This window comes from Terrabacter lapilli (genome assembly GCF_039531305.1).
Taxonomy (GTDB): Bacteria; Actinomycetota; Actinomycetes; order Actinomycetales; family Dermatophilaceae; genus Terrabacter; species Terrabacter lapilli.
This window is the reverse complement of record NZ_BAAAPU010000007.1, coordinates 715,356-733,262: the sequence shown is the minus strand read 5'-3', so window position 1 is coordinate 733,262 and position 17,907 is coordinate 715,356. Positions and strand designations below refer to the sequence as shown.

Annotated in this window: 14 protein-coding genes; 5 read left to right on the top strand and 9 right to left on the bottom strand. The window is 73.0% G+C overall.

All coding sequences use genetic code 11. The annotated features are described in order from the left end of the window. Nucleotides 1-33 precede the first annotated feature (33 nt). Complete coding sequence (locus ABD241_RS11315) at nt 34-1,866, bottom strand: BCCT family transporter (protein ID WP_344062149.1); 1,833 nt, start codon at nt 1,864-1,866, stop codon at nt 34-36. 239 nt (nt 1,867-2,105) lie between these two features. Continuing rightward, nucleotides 2,106-3,518: a cation:dicarboxylate symporter family transporter gene (locus tag ABD241_RS11310; RefSeq protein ID WP_344062146.1), complete on the bottom strand. Its 1,413-nt coding sequence runs from the start codon at nt 3,516-3,518 to the stop codon at nt 2,106-2,108. A gap of 190 nt (nt 3,519-3,708) precedes the next feature. Here ABD241_RS11310 and ABD241_RS11305 point away from each other — a divergent pair, with 190 nt between their 5' ends. Both ABD241_RS11305 and ABD241_RS11300 read left to right on the top strand, forming a co-directional pair. Next, nucleotides 3,709-5,316: a sensor histidine kinase gene (locus ABD241_RS11305; RefSeq protein ID WP_344062143.1), complete on the top strand. Its 1,608-nt coding sequence runs from the start codon at nt 3,709-3,711 to the stop codon at nt 5,314-5,316. Further along, nucleotides 5,309-6,007, top strand: a complete 699-nt coding sequence (locus ABD241_RS11300) for a response regulator (protein WP_344062138.1) — start codon at nt 5,309-5,311, stop codon at nt 6,005-6,007. Before ABD241_RS11305 ends, ABD241_RS11300 begins: the two co-directional genes overlap by 8 nt. A 4-nt stretch (nt 6,008-6,011) precedes the next feature. On the opposite strand, the gene ABD241_RS11295 is transcribed toward ABD241_RS11300, so the two are convergent. After that, a complete protein-coding gene (locus ABD241_RS11295) occupies nt 6,012-6,611 on the bottom strand; it encodes a TIGR03086 family metal-binding protein (protein ID WP_344062135.1) in 600 nt (199 codons plus the stop codon). 52 nt (nt 6,612-6,663) lie between these two features. On the opposite strand from ABD241_RS11295, the gene ABD241_RS11290 reads away from it, so the two are divergent. After that, entirely contained in the window at nt 6,664-7,506 is an 843-nt protein-coding gene (locus ABD241_RS11290; RefSeq protein WP_344062132.1) for a helix-turn-helix domain-containing protein, read from the top strand. A 46-nt stretch (nt 7,507-7,552) separates the two neighbouring features. On the opposite strand, the gene ABD241_RS11285 is transcribed toward ABD241_RS11290, so the two are convergent. Both ABD241_RS11285 and ABD241_RS11280 read right to left on the bottom strand, forming a co-directional pair. Beyond that, a complete protein-coding gene (locus ABD241_RS11285) occupies nt 7,553-9,043 on the bottom strand; it encodes a carboxyl transferase domain-containing protein (RefSeq protein WP_344062129.1) in 1,491 nt (496 codons plus the stop codon). Further along, a complete protein-coding gene (locus ABD241_RS11280) occupies nt 9,043-10,251 on the bottom strand; it encodes a CaiB/BaiF CoA transferase family protein (protein WP_344062126.1) in 1,209 nt (402 codons plus the stop codon). The genes ABD241_RS11285 and ABD241_RS11280 overlap by 1 nt, the downstream gene beginning before the upstream one ends. Before the next feature lie 138 nt (nt 10,252-10,389). Between ABD241_RS11280 and ABD241_RS11275 the strand changes: the two genes are divergently transcribed. Further along, complete coding sequence (locus tag ABD241_RS11275) at nt 10,390-11,088, top strand: FadR/GntR family transcriptional regulator (RefSeq protein ID WP_344062123.1); 699 nt, start codon at nt 10,390-10,392, stop codon at nt 11,086-11,088. Between the two features lie 38 nt (nt 11,089-11,126). Here the strand turns inward: ABD241_RS11275 and ABD241_RS11270 are convergent, their stop codons facing one another. The 4 genes from ABD241_RS11270 to ABD241_RS11255 form a co-directional block, all read right to left on the bottom strand. Further along, nucleotides 11,127-13,190 (bottom strand): oligopeptide:H+ symporter, encoded by a 2,064-nt coding sequence (locus ABD241_RS11270; RefSeq protein ID WP_344062121.1) that lies wholly within the window; start codon nt 13,188-13,190, stop codon nt 11,127-11,129. Nucleotides 13,191-13,274: 84 nt separating this feature from the next. Continuing rightward, nucleotides 13,275-14,939 (bottom strand): 5,6-dimethylbenzimidazole synthase, encoded by a 1,665-nt coding sequence (gene bluB, locus ABD241_RS11265; protein ID WP_344062118.1) that lies wholly within the window; start codon nt 14,937-14,939, stop codon nt 13,275-13,277. A gap of 10 nt (nt 14,940-14,949) precedes the next feature. Continuing rightward, nucleotides 14,950-15,834: an SDR family oxidoreductase gene (locus ABD241_RS11260; RefSeq protein WP_344062115.1), complete on the bottom strand. Its 885-nt coding sequence runs from the start codon at nt 15,832-15,834 to the stop codon at nt 14,950-14,952. Nucleotides 15,835-15,859: 25 nt separating this feature from the next. Then, complete coding sequence (locus ABD241_RS11255; RefSeq protein WP_344062112.1) at nt 15,860-16,372, bottom strand: MarR family winged helix-turn-helix transcriptional regulator; 513 nt, start codon at nt 16,370-16,372, stop codon at nt 15,860-15,862. A 137-nt stretch (nt 16,373-16,509) separates the two neighbouring features. Here ABD241_RS11255 and ABD241_RS11250 point away from each other — a divergent pair, with 137 nt between their 5' ends. Continuing rightward, nucleotides 16,510-17,802: an MFS transporter gene (locus tag ABD241_RS11250; protein ID WP_344062109.1), complete on the top strand. Its 1,293-nt coding sequence runs from the start codon at nt 16,510-16,512 to the stop codon at nt 17,800-17,802. Nucleotides 17,803-17,907 lie beyond the last annotated feature (105 nt).

Below are 17,907 nucleotides of genomic sequence, written 5' to 3'. Positions count from 1 at the left end.
GATGGCGCGGCGCTCGACTGCAGCCGGGTGCGGTCAGAGCCGCATGGACGCGCCGACCTTGGAGGTCTCGTCGTCGACGACGTCGGCCACGGTCTGGTGGTCGTGCGTGGTCTCGACGTCGTCGGTCTCCACGTCCTTGGCCTCGACGGGCTCGGTCGGGACGAGCTCGCCGACGCCCTCGCCCGGAGCGGTCTCCTCGAACGTCAGGGCGAAGTCGTCGCCGTGCTCGCTGACGCCCGCGACGACGGCGTGCTCGACGGCCGCGACGGCATACTGCCGCCGCACGATCTGCGGGTCCCGCGAGAGGTCCTTCACGAGCGCGACCGCCAGCCCGACCATGATGACGAGGAAGGGCAGCGCCGCGACGATCGTGACGTTCTGCAGGCCCGAGAGGGCGTCCTCACCACCGATGAGCAGCATGATCGCGGCGACCGCACCGGTGGCGGCGCCCCAGAAGATCACGGTCTTCTTCGACGGCTCGAGCGTGCCCTTCTCCGACAGCGTGCCCATGACGATCGACGCCGCGTCGGCGCCCGACACGAAGAAGATCGCGACGAGCACCATGACGATGACCGCCGTCAGCGTCGGCCAGGGCAGGTTGCCGAGCATCGCGAAGAGCGAGCCCTCCGGCGTCGACTGGGCGGCGATGTCCTTGCCGCTCTGCTGCTGCGAGATGCCGGCGCCGCCGAAGATGGCGAACCAGATGAGCGAGACGACCGAGGGCACGAGCAGCACGCCCGAGACGAACTGGCGGATGGTGCGGCCGCGCGAGATCCGCGCGATGAACATGCCGACGAAGGGCGTCCAGCTGACCCACCAGGCCCAGTAGAAGATGGTCCAGCCGGCCAGCCAGTCCTTCATCCCGTCGCCGCCCGCGGCGTCGGTGCGCGCCGACATCATCGCGAGGTCCTTGAAGTAGGAGCCGATGGTGGTCGGGACGAGGTTGAGGATGAAGACGGTCGGGCCGACGACGAAGACGAAGAGCGCCAGGGCGAGGGCGAGGACCATGTTGACGTTGGAGAGCCACTGGATGCCCTTGGCGACGCCCGAGACGGCCGAGAGGATGAAGCAGATCGTCAGCACGACGATGATCGCGATGAGCACCGCGTTGCCGATCTTCCCGATGCCGGTGACGAGCTGCAGGCCGGAGCCGATCTGCAGCGCGCCGAGCCCGAGCGAGGTCGCCGACCCGAAGAGCGTCGCGAAGATCGCGAAGATGTCGATGACGCGGCCGGCCGGGCCGTTGGCACGGCGCTCACCGAAGAGCGGGGCGAACGCCGAGCTGATCAGCAGCGAACGGCCCTTGCGGAAGACGCCGTACGCGACGGCGAGGCCGACGACGGCGTAGATGGCCCACGGGTGCAGCGACCAGTGGAACATCGTGGTGGCCATGGCGGTCTGCACGGCCGCCGGGTTGCCGGGGGCGCCGGTGCCGGGCGGCGGCTTCACCAGATGGGTCAGCGGCTCGGTGACGCCGTAGAACATCAGGCCGATGCCCATGCCGGCGGAGAACATCATCGCCACCCAGGACGACGTGCGGAACTCGGGAGCCTCGCCGTCGCCGCCGAGCGGGATGTTGCCGTACTTGCTGGCCGCGAGCCACACCACGAAGACGACGAAGCCCGACGCGACGAGCGAGAAGAGCCAGCCGGTGTTGTGCACGACGAAGTCGAGGCCGGCGGAGGCGCTGGCGCTGAGGGTCTCGGTGCTGAGCGCTCCCCACAGGACGAAGGCGATGGCCACGCCGGCCGCGACACCGAAGACGACCTTGTCGACCCGGGAGGGCGGGGCGTCCTCGTGGTTCACCGGTGGTGGCTCGAGAGCGGGGTGCAGGGTGTCGTCGGGACTCTTGGTCAGTTCACTCATACGTCATGGACGGCACCCGACGAAGGCGCCGTCCGTCTCCTCACGTTACGTGTCACTCACAGTTGCGGAAGCAACCACTGTGTCGAAGGTCGGCGGTCGAGTGCAAAACGAGAGCAGGCCGGGAGCAGGCTGGGAGTGACGGACTGCACACGGCGACGGACCACGGCGAAGGGCCACGGCGAAGGGCCACGGACCGCATACGGTCCGTGGCCCTTCGAAGGAGCGGTGGTGCGGGTGGGTCAGCGGACCCCGGCGAGCTCCGGCTCCTTGCCGGCGCCTCCACTGGTCTGCGTAGCGGGCACCGCGGCGGGCTCGGGGCCGTTCTCGGAGTCGAGCATGCTCGACTCGTCGAAACGGTCCTGGCCGGAGAGGACGCGCGCGGCCTTGTCGCGGTCGATCTCGCCGACCCACGTGCCGATGAGGACCGTGGCGATCGCGTTACCGGCGAAGTTCGTCAGCGCGCGTGCCTCGCTCATGAGGCGGTCGATGCCGACGATGAAGCCGACGCCGGGCACGAGGTCGGGGCGGTGCGACTGCAGGCCACCGGCGAGGGTCGCCAGGCCGGCCCCGCTGACACCGGCCGCGCCCTTGCTGGCGATGATCATGAAGACGAGCAGGCCGATCTGCTGGCCGATGCTGAACGGCTTGTCCATCGCCTCGGCGATGAACAGGCTCGCCATCGTGAGGTAGATCGCGGTGCCGTCGAGGTTGAACGAGTAGCCGGTCGGCACGGTGATGCCCACGACCGGGCGCGAGACGCCGAGGTGCTCCATCTTGGCGATGAGGCGCGGCAGGGCCGACTCGGACGAGGACGTCGAGAGGATGAGGAGGAACTCGCGACCGAGGTAGCGGAAGAGCGAGAAGACGTTCATGCCCGTGACGACCTTGAGGATGCTGCCGAGGAAGGCGAAGACGAAGATCGCGCAGGTCGCGTAGAAGGCGAGCATGAGCAGGCCGAGGCTCTTGAGCGAGCCGATGCCGGTGGCGCCGACGAGGGCCGCCATGGCGCCGAAGGCGCCGATCGGGGCGACCCACATCACCATCGCCATGAGCCGGAAGACGAGGCGCTCGAGGTGCTTGATGCCGACGAGGATCGGCTCGCCCGCGCGGCCCATGCTCTGCAGGGCGAAGCCGACCAGCAGCGCGATGAGCAGGGCCTGGAGCACGGAGCCGGAGGTCAGGGCCGAGACCAGCGTGTCGGGGATGAGGCCGAGGACGAAGTCGACGGCACCTTCGGACTTGGTCCCGAGTTGCGCCTGGCCGGACTTCGCGATGGCGTCGGTGAGGTGGAGTCCGGCACCGGGCTTGACGAGATTGCCGACGACGAGACCGATGGCGAGGGCCACGGTCGACATCGTGAGGAAGTAGCCGAGGGCCAGGCCGCCGACCTTGCCGACCTGGGCGGCGCGGCGCACGGAGCCGATGCCCAGGACGATGGTGCAGAAGATGATCGGTGTGATCATCATCTTGATGAGGGCGACGAAGCCGGTCCCGAGGGGCTTGAGGCTCTTGCCCACGTCGGGGAAGGCCCAGCCGACGAGGATGCCGGCGACCATCGCGACGATGACGGCGATGTAGAGGAAATGGGTGCGGTCGCGCTTCGGGGTCGTGCCCGGGCGGGCGTCGACGGCGCTGTCGGCGGTGGAACTCACGGTGACCTCCGTTGGCTGGGTCCGCGTCGTCATGGACGGGACCGGGGAACGTGACGAGACTGCCGCCCACGGTGACTAGGGTCACCTTTGTGTTCATTGAGTTCTCGCGGCCGGTTCCGGGCCGTTGAGCTCGCCCTCGCGTACGCGCGGTGCCGCGGGGCGGGTGCTCGGGGCACCGGCGCGCTGGAGCGTGGCGGGACAGACGTTCGCCCTGCAGGTGCTCGTGGCCGTGCTCGTCGTGGGGGCCGGCCTCGTCGGGGCCTACGGCCAGGCGCAGCGCGCCGGCGACGAGCAGGCGATGGCGCGGGCCCTCGCGGTGGCGAGGACCGTGGCGGCGACGCCGAGCGTCGTCACGGCCGTCGAGGGCCCGGACCCCTCCGCGGTGCTGCAGCCGTATGCCGAACGCGTCCGGGTCGAGTCCGGCACCGACTTCGTGGTCGTCATGAGCCCCTCGGCGATCCGCTACACGCACCCCGACCCGGCCCAGATCGGCAGGACGTTCATCGGCCACACCGAGGAGGCGCTGGCCGGTGGCGTCGTCGAGGAGGACTACACCGGCACGCTCGGGCCGTCGTCGCGCGTCGTGGTGCCCGTGACCGACCGTGGCAAGGTGGTCGCTCTTGTGTCGGTCGGCATCCGCAAGGCGGCCGTCGGCGAGCGGGTCCGCGCGCAGCTGCCGGGGCTGCTGCTCGCGGGGCTCGTGGCGGCGCTGCTGTCGGGGCTCGGCACCGCGCTCGTGGCCCGGCGCATCCGCCGCCAGACGCACGGGCTGGGCGAGCGCCAGCTGCGCGAGATGTACGAGTACTACGACGCCGTGCTGCACGGCGTGTCGGAGGGGCTGGTCATCACCGATCTCGACGGCCGGCTGCGGCTGGCCAACGACGAGGCGACGCGGCTGCTCGCCCTGCCTCCCGACGCGGTGGGCCGGCGCGTCGCCGACCTGGGCCTGGGGCCGGCCCTGACGTCGGCGCTGACCGACGACGCCGTCCACGAGGACGAGCTGCACGTGACCGACGCCCGCGTCCTCGTGCTCAACCGCGGTCCGGCTCGGTGGGAGGGGCGCCTCCTCGGGCACGTGGCGACGCTGCGTGACCGCACCGACCTCGAGGCCCTGACAGGCGAGCTCGACTCGGCGCGCGGCCTCACCGAGGCCCTGCGCTCGCAGGCGCACGAGTCCGCGAACCGCCTGCACACCATCGTCAGCCTCATCGAGCTGGGCCACACCGACCGCGCGCTCGACTTCGCGACCGAGGAGCTGCAGGTCTCCCAGCTGCTCACCGACCGGGTCGTCGGGTCGGTCGACGAACCGGCGCTCACCGCGCTGCTGCTGGGGAAGGCCGCCGAGGCGCACGAGCGCGGCATCGGGTTCGAGATCGAGCCGGGCGCGCACTGGCCGCAGGGTGTGGCACCCACGCGCGACCTCGTCACGATCGTGGGCAACCTCATCGACAACGCGCTCGACGCGGTGGCCGGCGGGCCCGGCGCACTCGGGCACGACCGGCACGTCTGCTTCGACGCCCGCGTCGAGGGGGCGTATGCCGTCCTCCAAGTCGCCGACGACGGGCCGGGACTCCCGCCGGGCGGTGTCGCGGACGCCTTCCGGCGAGGCTGGTCGACGAAGGAGCAGGGCAGCGCGGGACGGCGCGGCATCGGCCTCGCCCTGGTGGCCCAGACCGTCGAGCGGCTCGGCGGGGAGCTCGAGGTGTCAGGGCCGCCCGGGGCCACGTTCACGGTGCGGCTGCCGGTCGGCCCGGTCAGCACGGTGGGCAGCGGCGCGGTCGGGTCCGCCGATGACTGACGCACCGGGCGCCGGGGTGCTGCGGGTCCTCGTCGTCGAGGACGAGCCGGTCGCGGCGGAGGCGCACACGGCATACGTCGGCCGCGTCGGCGGGTTCGAGGTGGTCGCGACGGTCGGCACCTCGCAGGCAGCGCTGAAGACTTTGCAGGACAAGCAGATCGACGTCGTCCTGCTCGACATGAACCTCCCCGACCGGCACGGTCTCGACGTCGTCCGCGCCATGCGGGCGGCGGGACACCGGGCCGACGTCATCGCCGTCACCTCGGCGCGCGACCTCGAGATCGTCCGCGCCGCCGTGTCGCTCGGGATCGTGCAGTACCTCCTGAAGCCATTCGTCTTCGCGACGCTGCGTGACCGGCTGCTCGCGTACCGGTCCTACCGCGACCAGCTCACCGGCGGCACCCAGGTCGGCACGCAGGCCGAGGTCGACGAGGTGTTCGCCGGGGCGCGGGTGGCCGGGGAGGCGCGGCTGCCCAAGGGCATGGGCGAGGAGCTGCTCGCCAGGGTGTCGCGGGTGCTTCGCGAGGCCGACGGGGGCCGCTCGGCCACCGAGCTCGGCGAGGCGCTCGGGGTCAGCCGGGTGACGGCCCGCCGTTACGCCGAGTACCTCTGCGAGAGCCGGGTCGCGGTGCGCCGGTCGAGGTATGCCGGCGCGGGTCGTCCCGAGGTCGAGTACCTCTGGGCGAGGTGACGGGTCACCCCCTCCCGGGCGTCCGCCGGCCGAGGCGGGCGAGCAGGCGCTCCTGCCGGTCGGCATCCTCGGGAACGGGCAGGGCGGGCTGGCACACGCCGTCGTCGTAGAGGTGGTCGCCGAAGCCGTCGGCCGACCGCTCGAGCATGTCGAGCTCGTCGTCGGTGAGGCGCTCGTCGAGGCCGGCGGCCACGGCGACGTCCCAGCGGTGGACGACGAGGTCGAAGCCGTGGAAGGCGACGACGGTCCGGCCGACCGTGGTGCGGCCGAAGGCGCCGTCGTACTCCAGACCTGCGACTGCCGGGTCGGCGAGCAGCTCACGCATCCGGTCGTCGTGGGCGTGCCAGGCGACACGGGGGTCTGCTTCGGTGTCGGTCGGTTCGTCGACGTCGAGGGGGTGGGACGTGGTGGCGTCGACCCCGCGCTGGGCGAGGAAGCCGCGCTGGCTCGTGACGACGTGGGCGACGACGTCGCGGGCGCTCCAGCCCTCGCAGGGGCTCGGGGAGCTCCAGCGATCGGTGGGGACGCGGTCGACGACGGAGCCGAAGGCGTCGGCGAGTCGGGCGTAGGTGGCGAGGACGTCGGTGGTGGTGGACGTGGTCATGGCCTCGACGTTAGGGACCCTCCTGTGGGTCGGTCTTGATACTTTCCGACAGGTGACGACGTCCCCGGGGCCGCGCCGCACGGCGGCCCGTGACGACATCGAGCGTGCCCACCTCGTCGACCCCGCCGACCGCACGTGGTCGATCGCCCGTGCGCACGTCTCCCCGGACCTCACCGACCTGGCGCGACGCTTCTGGATCCCGGTCTGGGACGTGCCCGAGGGGCGCGACTCCGTGCAGCGGGTCCTGCAGTATCCCGTGTGCCTCGTGGTCGTCTCCGACACCTACGCCCGCTTCTACGGTGTCGTGTCCGGGCTGTCGCACACGATGCTCACCGGGCGCGGCTGGGCCGTCGGGCTGATGCTCCAGCCCGCGGCCGGGTGGCTGGTGACCGGCGAGCCGGTGCGCCGCATGACCGACCGCTTCGTCGACCTGGGCGTGCTCCCGACGCTGGACGGCCCGGCCGTGACGCGAGGCATCCGCGGTGCGATGGGCCCCGACCCGCACTCCCCCGACGCGCAGGCCTGCGCTCGCGAGGCCCTCGAGGAGGCGCTGCGGAGGCTGCTGCCGGTCGACGACGAGGGACTCCTCGTCAACGCGATCGTGGACCACGTCGAGAGCTCACCCGAGCTCTTGCGCGTCGACGAGCTGTGCGACCGCTTCGACATCAGCGAGCGGACGCTGCAACGCCTGCTGCACAAGCGGATCGGTCTGGGGCCCAAGTGGCTGATCCGTCGCCGCCGGCTGCAGGAGGCCGCCGACCGGCTGCGCGACTCCGTGTCCGGGCTGTCCGGCATCGCGGCCGAGCTCGGGTACGCCGACCAGGCGCACTTCACTCGCGACTTCAGGGCCGCGACGGGAATGACGCCCGGAGAGTTCGCCTCCCGCTTCCGCTGACCCCGAGCGGCCCGGCGCTCGCCACGTCAGTGACCCGCCACGCGACTCAGTGTCGTGGGGAGCGCGAGAAGGGACCTCCCGCGGCCAGGACGCCCCGCTCCTGCTCCTCGGGGTGCGTCTGCCGGCGCAGGGCCGCCGCGCACTCGGCGACGACGGCGAGCGCGAGGCCGACGGCGGTGTCGTCGGCGGGCTCCGGCACGATGCGGCTGACGATCCCGCGTGCAGCGAGGTCGAGCACCCCCACCTGCTGCAGCTCGGCCATCTCCGCGGCGTGCGCCACGTCGCCGTGCACGATGGCGCTGGCCCCCTCTGGCGGCAGCGGAGAGAGCCACGCGTGCTCGGCCGCGATGACCTCACGCGCGGGCAGGAGCGCGAGCGCCCCTCCGCCGCAGCCCTGCCCGAGCACGACCGAGACGGTCGGCACGGTCATCGTCGTCAGCGTCGCGATGCAGCGGGCGATCTCACCGGCGATGGCGCCCTCCTCCGCGTGCTGTGAGAGCTCGGCTCCGGGGGTGTCGATGACGGTGACCAGCGGCAGGCCGAGCTCCTCGGCGAGCCGCATGGCGCGGCGTGCCTCGCGCAGCGCGCCCGGACCCATCGGGGTCGTCGGTGACTGGCGCGACCGGTCCTGGCCGACGAGCACGCACGGCTGCCCGTCGAGCCGGGTCAGGGCCACGAGCATCGTCGCGTCGCGCTCGCCCTCGTCGGTGCCGTTGAGACGCAACGTGCTGCTCGCGCCGTGACGCAGCAGCTCGCGCACCCCGGGACGGTCCGGACGGCGCGTCACCTCGATGGACTCCCAGGCCGTCAGGTGCCGGCTGGGCTCGCCGTCCCGGCGGTCGAGCCGCGGCAGCGTCGGGCCGTCGACGAGCACCCCCAGCGCGCGGTCCACGAGCATCGGCAGGTCCTCGGCGGCCACGACGGCGTCGAGCACCCCCTTGGCCGCGAGGTTCTCGGCGGTCTGGACGCCGGCGGGGAACGGCTCCCCGTTGAGCGCTTCGTAGACCTTCGGCCCGAGGAAGCCCACGAGGGCGCCCGGTTCGGCGACGGTCACGTGCCCGAGGGAGCCCCACGAGGCGTACACGCCACCGGTCGTCGGGTGCCGCAGCTGCACCAGATAGGGCAGGCGCGCGGCCCGGTGCGCCATGAGCGCCCGCGAGATCTCGACCATCTCGACGAACGCGGGCGTGCCCTCCTGCATGCGCGTGCCGCCGGACGCCGTCGACGCGAGCACCGGCAGTCCCTCGGCCGTCGCCCGCCGGACCGCCGCGGTGATCCGCTGGGCGGCCGCCCGCCCGATCGACCCGGCCAGGAAGCGGAACTCGTTGACGACGACGGCCACCGGGCGTCCGCGCACGAGCCCTCGCCCGGTCAGCACCGACTCGTCCGTGCCGGCCCTCGCGGCAGCGGCCTCGAGCTGGAGCCGGTAGGCCTCCGGCTGCCCGCTGATGTCGATCGGTTCGTCCCACGACTCGAACGAACCGGCGTCGAGGACGAGGTCGAGCAGCTCGTGGGCGGTCCACGGTCGCCGGGCCATCACTCCTCCTTCAGCCAGGCGCGGATGGCGGCGCCGTCCTCGTCGAGGGTCGGCGGGGCCTCGTGGTCGCGTCGGGTGACCTCCGTGCCGTCGCCGGCGAAGAAGCGCAGCGGCGGTCCGGGCAGCGTCAGGTGCCCGAGGGTCGGGTGCTCCACGCCCACGAGCAGTCCCTGGCTCGCCGTCTGGTCCCACGCGTACACCTCGTCCAGCGTGCGCACCTTGCCGGCGGGCACCCCGACCTCGGCGAGGCGGGCGAGCAGCGGCTCGGCGTCCCAGTCGGCGAAGACCGCCTGGACGGCCGCGATGACCCGCTCGCGGTTGGCGACACGCTCGGGGTTGGTGGCCATGCCCTCGGCAGCCGGGTCGAGGCCGAAGGCCGCGCACAGCCGCTGCCACAGCCCCTCGCTGCCGACCGCGATCTGCACCGAGCCGTCGCGGCAGTGAAACAGGCCGTAGGGGACGATCGACGGGTGGTGGTTGCCGGCCGATCGGCCGACCTCGCCGGCAACGGTCCACCGGGTGCCCTGGAAGGCGTGCACGCCGACGACCGAGGCGAGCAACGAGGTGCGCACCACCGTCCCGACCCCGGTGCGGTGGCGCTCGTTGAGCGCGGCCACCACGCCGTAGGCGCCGTACATCCCCGAGAGCAGGTCGGCGATCGGCACCCCGACGCGCTGGGGGTCATCCGGTCCGGAGCCGGTCAGCGACATGAGCCCCGCCTCGCCCTGGGCGATCTGGTCGTAGCCGGCGCGTCCGCCCTCGGGACCGTCGTGGCCGAACCCGGTGATCGACAGGACGACCAGGCGCGGGTTGCGCTGCATCAGCGACTCGATGCCGAGGCCGAGCCGCTCGAGCACCCCGGTGCGGAAGTTCTCGACGAGCACGTCGGCCCGGTCGACCAGGGCCAGGAGCACGTCGCGGTCCGCCTCGTCCTTGAGGTCGAGCGTGATCGACTCCTTATTGCGGTTGGCCGAGAGGAAGTACGTCGACTCCTGCCGCCCCTGCTCCCCCACGAACGGCGGTCCCCAGCCGCGGGTGTCGTCGCCACGTCCCGGCGCCTCGACCTTGATGACGCGCGCGCCCTGGTCGGCGAGCATCATCGTCGCGTGCGGCCCGGCGAGGGCCCGCGAGAGGTCGACGACGAGGACGTCGGAGAGCGGTCCGGTGCGAGGCAGGGCACCGGGGGCGGCAGTCGGTTCAGCGGTCATACGGTCACCATCGCGGGAAGGTCGGGGATCTGTCAGCAGGACGCCGCCGCGCGGGCCGTGTCTCGCCGCCGAGCCGGCGACGCTGGCTCAGTGGCCTAGCCAATAGGTCAATCCGTCGACTGTCAATAGCATGTGCGCATGACCGCCACCGGGCTCCCTCGCCTCACGCGGACCCGCCTCTACGAGCAGGTCGCCGAACAGATCACGACGTGGATCCATGCCAACGGCCTGCAGGCCGGCGACCGGCTGCCGCCCGAGCGCGAGCTGGCCCAGCGCCTCGGCGTGAGCCGCGCGACCCTGAGCCAGGCGCTCGTGGCCCTCGAGGTGATCGGCGTCGTCAGCGTGCGGCACGGCGACGGCACGGTCCTGTCGGATGCCCCCGGGCCCCGGCGCATCGTCGAGGCCATCCGGGCGCACGCGAACCGGCTGCCGGAGATCATCGACACCCGCGACGCCCTCGAGACCAAGATCGCCGCCCTCGCCGCCCAGCGCCGCACGCCCGAGGACCTCGCCCGCATCGAGGAGGCGCTGACGGCGATGGCGACCGAGGTCGAGGCCGGCGGACGCGGCGTCGAGGGCGACGAGCGCTTCCACGGCGCCGTCACGGCGGCCGCACACTCCCTGCTGCTCGCCCGGCTCATGGACGAGATCCGAGACCTCATCCGCGAGACGCGCATCGAGTCGCTCTCCCAGCCCGGCCGGCCCAGCGACTCACTGGCCGGCCACCGCGCCGTCGCCGACGCCATCCGCGCCGGCGACCCCGAGGCGGCTGCCGCCGCCATGCACGCCCACGTCGTCATGGTCAGCGACGTCGCGGTCCTGCGCGAGGGGCCCTGACCCCAGGCGCCCCGAGGGCGACCCGAGGGCGTATGCCGTCAGCCGCGCCCCGCGCCGCCCGTGGCCTCGCGGTGGCGGCGGGCGAGGTCGACGTAGACGTCGGCGTTGGCCCGGATGCGGTCGAGGCCCGCGTCGTCGATGTCGCGGCGGACCTTCCCCGGCACCCCGGCGACGAGCGACCGGGGCGGGATGACCGCGCCCTCGGGCACGACCGCGCCGGCGGCGACCAGGCTCCCGGCCCCGATGTGCGCTCCGTTGAGCACGACCGAGCCCATGCCGATGAGGCAGTCGTCCTCGACCGTGCAGCCGTGCAGGACCGCACGGTGGCCGACCGAGACGCCGGCGCCGATCGTCGTCGGGTGCCCGGCGTCGGTGTGCACGACGACGCCGTCCTGCAGGTTGCTGCGCTCGCCGAGGACGATCGGGTCGAAGTCGGCGCGCAGCACGGCGGTGTACCAGACGCTGGAGCCGGCACGGAGCTCGACGGCCCCGACGAGGTCGGCGCCGGGCGCCACCCAGGCGGTCTCGTCGACCGACGGGGTGGCGCCCCCGAGGCTGATGATCACGCGTGCACCAACTCGCGCTCGGTGGAGTGCAGCTCGGCCGTCGCCATCCGGCGGCGGATCCACGGCACGAGCGCGAACAGGACGCCGGCGACGACGAGCGTGATGACGCCGTTGACGACGTAGTACGCCGCGTTGCCGAGGCCGCCCATCGCCTGGATGAGCTGCGCCGCGATGGCCTGGCCGGCAGCACTGCCGAGGAACCACAGCGCCATGGCCTGGCTGGCGAAGGCGCGAGGCGCGAGGCGCGAGGCGCGTCGTGGCGGACAGCCCGACCGGCGAGAGGCAGAGCTCGGCGACGGTCTGGAGCACGAAGATCGAGCCGAGGACGTAGACCGGCGCGGCGTTGCCCGAGAAGGTGGCGAAGGCCCACGCCATGGCGAGCGCCGAGAGGCCGATGAGCGCGACGCCGAGGACGAACTTCATCGGGGTCGACGGGAAGCGGCCGGCGCGCCTGGTCCAGATCCAGCCGAAGAGGGGCGCGAGCAGGACGATGGCGAGCGGGTTGATCGACTGGAACCACTCCGGGTTGACCGTGATGCCGCCGGCCTCCTTGACGGTGTTCTCGGCGGCGAAGAGGGCCATCTTGCCCGCAGCCTGCTCGAAGATCATCCAGAAGAGCATCGCGCCGATCCACAGCGGCAGGTAGGCCGCGAGGTGCGACTTCTCCTGGCGCTCCACCTTCGGGCTGCGGAACATCATCACGAAGTACGCGGCCGGCGTCAGCACGGCCACGATCGAGATGGCGTCGATGACCTGGTCGAGGAGCGCGTCGCGCCACAGGCCGGCGAGCAGCACCAGCACGACGAACGCGGCGACGGCCCCGACGGCCAGGCCGGCGACCCGGCCGCGCTCCTGCGGCGAGAGCGGGTTGGGCACGTCGTCGACGACGGGCGAGAGGTTCCTGCGGCCGAGGACGAACCACGTGATGGCGATGGCCATGCCGACCGCTGCTGCGGAGAAGCCGGCGTGGTAGCCGTAGTGCTCCCGGAGCCAGCCGACGACGAGCGGCGAGAAGAACGAGCCGATGTTGATCGACATGTAGAAGATCGAGAAGCCGCCGTCGCGGCGGGCGTCTTCCGGCTTGTAGAGCGTGCCGACCATGGCCGAGACGTTCGGCTTGAGCAGCCCGGTGCCGAGGGCGACGAGCGCGATGCCGAGCCAGGCGCTGCCGGACGACGGGATGGCCAGGCACACGTGGCCAGCCATGATGACGACGGCGCCGTAGAGGGTCGAGCGCCGGGCCCCGAAGAGGCGGTCGGCCGTGAAGCCGCCGATGATCGAGAGCAGGTAGACCGACGCGCCGTAGATCGCGACGACGGCGGTGCCGGTGGTCTCGTCGATGCCGAGGCCGCCCTTGGCCGCGGTGTCGATGAGGAAGTAGAGCAGGATGGCGCGCATCCCGTAGTAGGAGAACCGCTCCCACAGCTCGACGAAGAAGAGGGTCGACAGGCCTCGGGGGTGCCCGAGGAAGGCCCGGTCGTCAGCGCTCGAGCCCGCCGGCGGGGTCGGCGGGCGGTCCTGGGTCTGAGTGGACATGTGTTTCTCCCAGCCCCTCGTGAGGGCAGTGTCGGGTGACAGACAACCGTCCCAAACTAGGGAAGTCGCCGAGCAGATCCAAAATCAGGACGTGCGCGCGACGCCGTTCCGCAGGGCCAGGGCGTCCTTGACCAGACCGGTCGCGAGCGCCGCCCCGACGCCCTCACCTGCGCGGATGCGCAGGTCGAGCAGCGGCTCGAGCCCGAGCTCCTGCAGCACGACGGCGTGGCCCTTCTCACGCGATCGCTGGCCGGCGACGAGGTGGGCCGCCACCGCCGGCTCGAGGCGGGTCGCCACGAGCGCGCACACCGACGTCGCGAGCCCGTCGAGCACCACGACCCCTCCCGCCTCGGCGACTCCGAGCACCACGCCGGTGAGGGTCGCGAGCTCTCCCCCGCCGAGGCGCCGCAGCGCCTCCGCGCCGTCGACCCGGCCCACCCGCGCCAGCGCCCGTGCCACGACCTCACGCTTGCGCTCCACCATGGCCGCGTCGGCCGAGGAGCCGCGGCCGACGACGTCCTCGGCAGGCAGTCCCAGCAGGGCTGCGGCGACGGCAGCCGCCACCGTGGTGTTCCCGACGCCCACCTCGCCGAGGGCCACGGGGCCGTCGCCCGCGAGCGCGTGACCGCGCTCGCGCCCGTGGGCGAGCAGGGCGGCATACGTCGGCTCGTCGAGTGCGTCCGTGGTGACGAGATCGCCTCTGGCGCAGCCGATCCCGGCGTCGACGAGCTCCACCTCGAGGCCGGCGGCGCGCGCGGCGACGGCGCCCATCGACGTGCCCTCCCGCGTCGCGCGGGCCACGTCGGTGGTGACCGACGGGTCGAAGGCGGAGATGCCGTATGCCGTCACGGCGTGGTCCGCGGCCGCGACGAGCAGGGTGCCCCGCCCGTCCACGGCGGGCAGCGCGGTGATGCGGTCGAGGACCGTGTCGAGCACCCCCAGCGAGCCGGGCACGGTGAGCAGCTCGTCGGAGCGGTCACGGGCGGCCACGAGCCGGGCCGGTGCCGGGGCCCGCAGGTGGGAGGTCGGGGCGTCCCGCTCGGTCCAGCGCTCGCGCATGACGACCTCCTCGAGCGGGAGGCGCCTGCTCCAGCCGGCGCGCTCGAGGCCGGGCTCGGGCGGCCGCTCGTCGGGCCAGCCGAGGCAGAGCCAGCCGAGGGTCTCGACGCCCTCGGGCAGGCCGAGCAGCGCCGCGAGCTCCGCGGGCTCGAACAGCGTGACCCAGCCCAGCCCGAGCCCGTGGGCGCGGGCGGTCAGCCACATGTTCTCGATGGCCGCCGCGCACGACCACAGGTCGGCGTCGGGGAACGTGGCGCGGCCCAGCACCCCGGCGGCCGGCGTACGGCGGTCGCAGGCGACGACGACGCCGACGGGGGCCTCGCGGATGCCCTCCAGGCGCAGGTCCAGCAGCCCGCGCGCCGACTCCTCCGCCATGCCGGCCGCCTGGCGCAGCCGGCAGCGGTCGGCCATGAGCGCTGCCGCGTCCCGGGTGGCGGCCTCGGTCACGACGACGAAGCGCCAGGGCTGCGAGTGCCCGACGGAGGGGCCGCGGTGCCCGGCCGTGAGCACTGCGGTGAGGACCTCGTCGGGGACCGGGTCGGGCCGGAAGCGGCGGATGTCGCGGCGCGCGCCGACGACCCGCTCGAGCGAGGCGATGTCGTCGCGAAGGGCCCAGGCGTCCGGTGCCGTGGCCCTCTCGGCCGCCGAGGTCGGGTCGCCGATCCGCGGCACGGGCCTGGGGAAGCTCATCCGCCCGACTCTAGTTCGCGGGCTGCTCGATCCAGGACCGCGTGGCGCCCAGTACCCGGCTGCCGTCGGTGTCGGCGAGCGACATCCCGACGAAGGCCGTCGCCCCCTCCGACGTCTGCCAGCGGAAGCGGTAGTCCTCCGCCGTCGCCGCGCCGGCGATGGCGGCCGCGGCGTCCCCCGAGGACTGGGCGTTGGCGAACGCGCCCGCGGACCGCGCCAGGTACGCGGCGAGCTGGGCGGCATACGGGTCGTCGGTGTCGGCGCCTGTCGAGGCGTCCTCGGGGCGCGCGACGTTGGCGACGAAGTCGCTCGCGACGGCGGCCGGCTCGACGACCGAGACGCGCACGCCGTGCGGGAGCACGACGACGGCGAGGGACTGCATGAAGCCCTCGACGGCGAACTTCGCGCCGCAGTAGGCGTCGGCGAAGGGCTGGCCGACGGCGCCGCCGACGCTCGTGACGGTGAGCACGCGGCCCGCGCCCGCGGTGCGCATGTGCGGCAGGACGAGCTTGGTCAGGGCGACGGGGCCGAGGTAGTTCACCTCGAGCTGGTCGCGGACCTCGTCGAGGGTCAGCTGCTCGGCCGTCCCGACGGCGCCGCGGCCGGCGTTGTTGACCAGGACGTCGATGCGGCCGTGGTCGGCGAGCACGCCGTCGACGCAGGCCCGGGCGGCCTCGTGGTCGGTCACGTCGAGCGGGCGCACGTCGAGCTCGACGCCTGCCTCGCTCGCAGCCTGCCGCAGCGCGGCGTCCCGGCCGGTGTCACGCATGGTGGCGACGACGGTGTGGCCGCGCCGGGCGAGCTCGACGGCGGTGTGCAGGCCCATGCCGGACGACGTGCCGGTGACGAGGGCGACGGGTCGCCCGTTCGGGCGGGTGGAGGGGTGGCTGTCCATGCCCGGGACGCTACGCCCGGGATGCTCAGGCGTCGATGTCGTCCAGCCCGGCGATGACGATCTCGAGCAGCCGGGCGAGCTCGTGCCGCTCGGCGTCGGAGAGGCCGCGCAGGGTGTCGCTCTCGACGACGTTGGACTCGCGGACGGCGGCGCTGAACAGGGCCCACCCGTCCTGGGTGAGGGAGACGAGGGTGCGGGTGCGGTTGGACTCGTCGGGACGGCGCTGGAGCAGGCCGCGGGCGGCCATCTTGTCGAGGCGGTGGGTCATCGACGACGGCGCGACGTTGGAGAGGTCGGCGAGCTGGCTGGGGGTCAGGCACGTGTCGCCGGCGCGGGCCAGGGCCGCGAGGACCGCCCACTCCCCCTGGGTGAGGTCGAGGTCGGCGAACTGCCGGACGTACCACTGGTCGAGCTTCTTGGTCACGGAGAACAGCGCCGTGATGACGCGCTGCACGGACTCCTCGCCGCCGGCGGCCACGTAGGTGGCGACGTCTGCCGCGTGCTCCTGCTGTGCGGTCCGTCGTCGCTTCGCTGCCATGGAAACGCATTGTGGCACCGATCGGGGCGAGTGCTACTCTTTCGAAGTCGAACTTCGAATCCGAAATATTCGAGATCGAAGGCGTGTTGACTCCGACGTCCCCAAGCAACCCAACCCTGAGAAAGGGTGTGAAAACCATGCGCACCAAGCTGCTCATCCTGGCGTCGTCCATCGGCATGCTCGGCTGGGGCACCGTGCTGCCCTACCAGTACGCGTACGCGGCCGACACCCGCGGGTGGGGCGCGTTCGCTGCCGCACTGGCCAGCAGCCTGTTCTCCGTCGGTGCGCTCGTCGCCGCGCCCTTCGCCGGGCGCCTCAGCGACCGCTTCAACCCCGTGACCGTCGCCGTCCTCGCCAAGCTGCTCGCCGCCGCCGGCGTCGCGAGCCTCGTCTGGGCCGACGACGCCTCGACCTTCCTCGTCGGCATGTTCGTCTTCGGCTTCGGCCTGACGGCCTCCACCCCGGCGGCCTCCGTCCTCGTCCTGCGCTGGGCGGGGCACGCGGACCGCCGCAAGGTCTTCGCCTACAAGTTCACGGCCGAGTCCATCGGCATGGCGGTCGGTGCCTTCGTCGCCGGCCAGCTCATCGACCTCTCGCGCGTCGACGGCATGACGCTCGCGTTCGTCGCCGCCGGTGTCGGGTTCGCCCTGTCCGCCGGGATCATCCGGGTCGCCGGCATCGGCGCACCCGCCGACGAAGAGCTGGAGGTCGCCGCCGGCGAGGCGGAGCCGCGCGTCAGCACGGTCGAGGCGCTGCGCCGCGTCTTCGCCGTTCCCGCGCTGCGGTGGGCCGCCGTCGTGACGGTCACCCTCGCCCTGGGCTTCTACGCCCAGTTCGAGTCGGGCCTGCCGGCATACGCCCTCACCGTGCTCGACGCCCCGGCGTCGGCCATCGGCCTCGCGGCCGCCGTCAACTGCGTCGTCATCGTCCTGCTGCAGGTCGTCGTCGTCCGGCTGACCGCGCACCGCCCGGCCGGCGCGCTGCTCATGGTCGTCGGCGGCATCTGGACGCTGTCGTGGGTCGTGCTCTCGACCGCCCAGCTCGTGTCGCCGGGTGTGGCGTCGGCACTCTTCGTCACGACGTTCGGCATCTTCGCCGTCGGCGAGACGATGTACGCGCCGGTGCTCAACCCGCTCACGGCGAGCCTGGCCCCCAAGGGCCTCGTGGGCACGACGCTCGGCACGTTCACGGCGATCCAGACGACCTTCTCGGCCCTCGGGCCGCTCGTCGCCGGCGCCCTGCTCGGCCTCGGCTTCGCGGGCGGGTTCCTCGGCCTGCACCTGGCCATCAGCCTGGTGGCGACCTACGGCGCCTGGCGCCTGCACAAGGTGCTGCGCGCCCGGCCCGTCGTGGAGCGGACCGGCGACACCGTCCCCGCACCCGCCGGCGCGCCGGCCACGGACGAGGCCGTGGTGACCGCCGCAGCCTGAGCCGCACGCGCCGCGGGCGTCCTCCCCGGGGGCGGTGCCGAAGCCACGAGACCGTGGCTTCGGCACCGCCCTTTTCCCGCCCGAATCGGGACCAAAGCCTCTGGT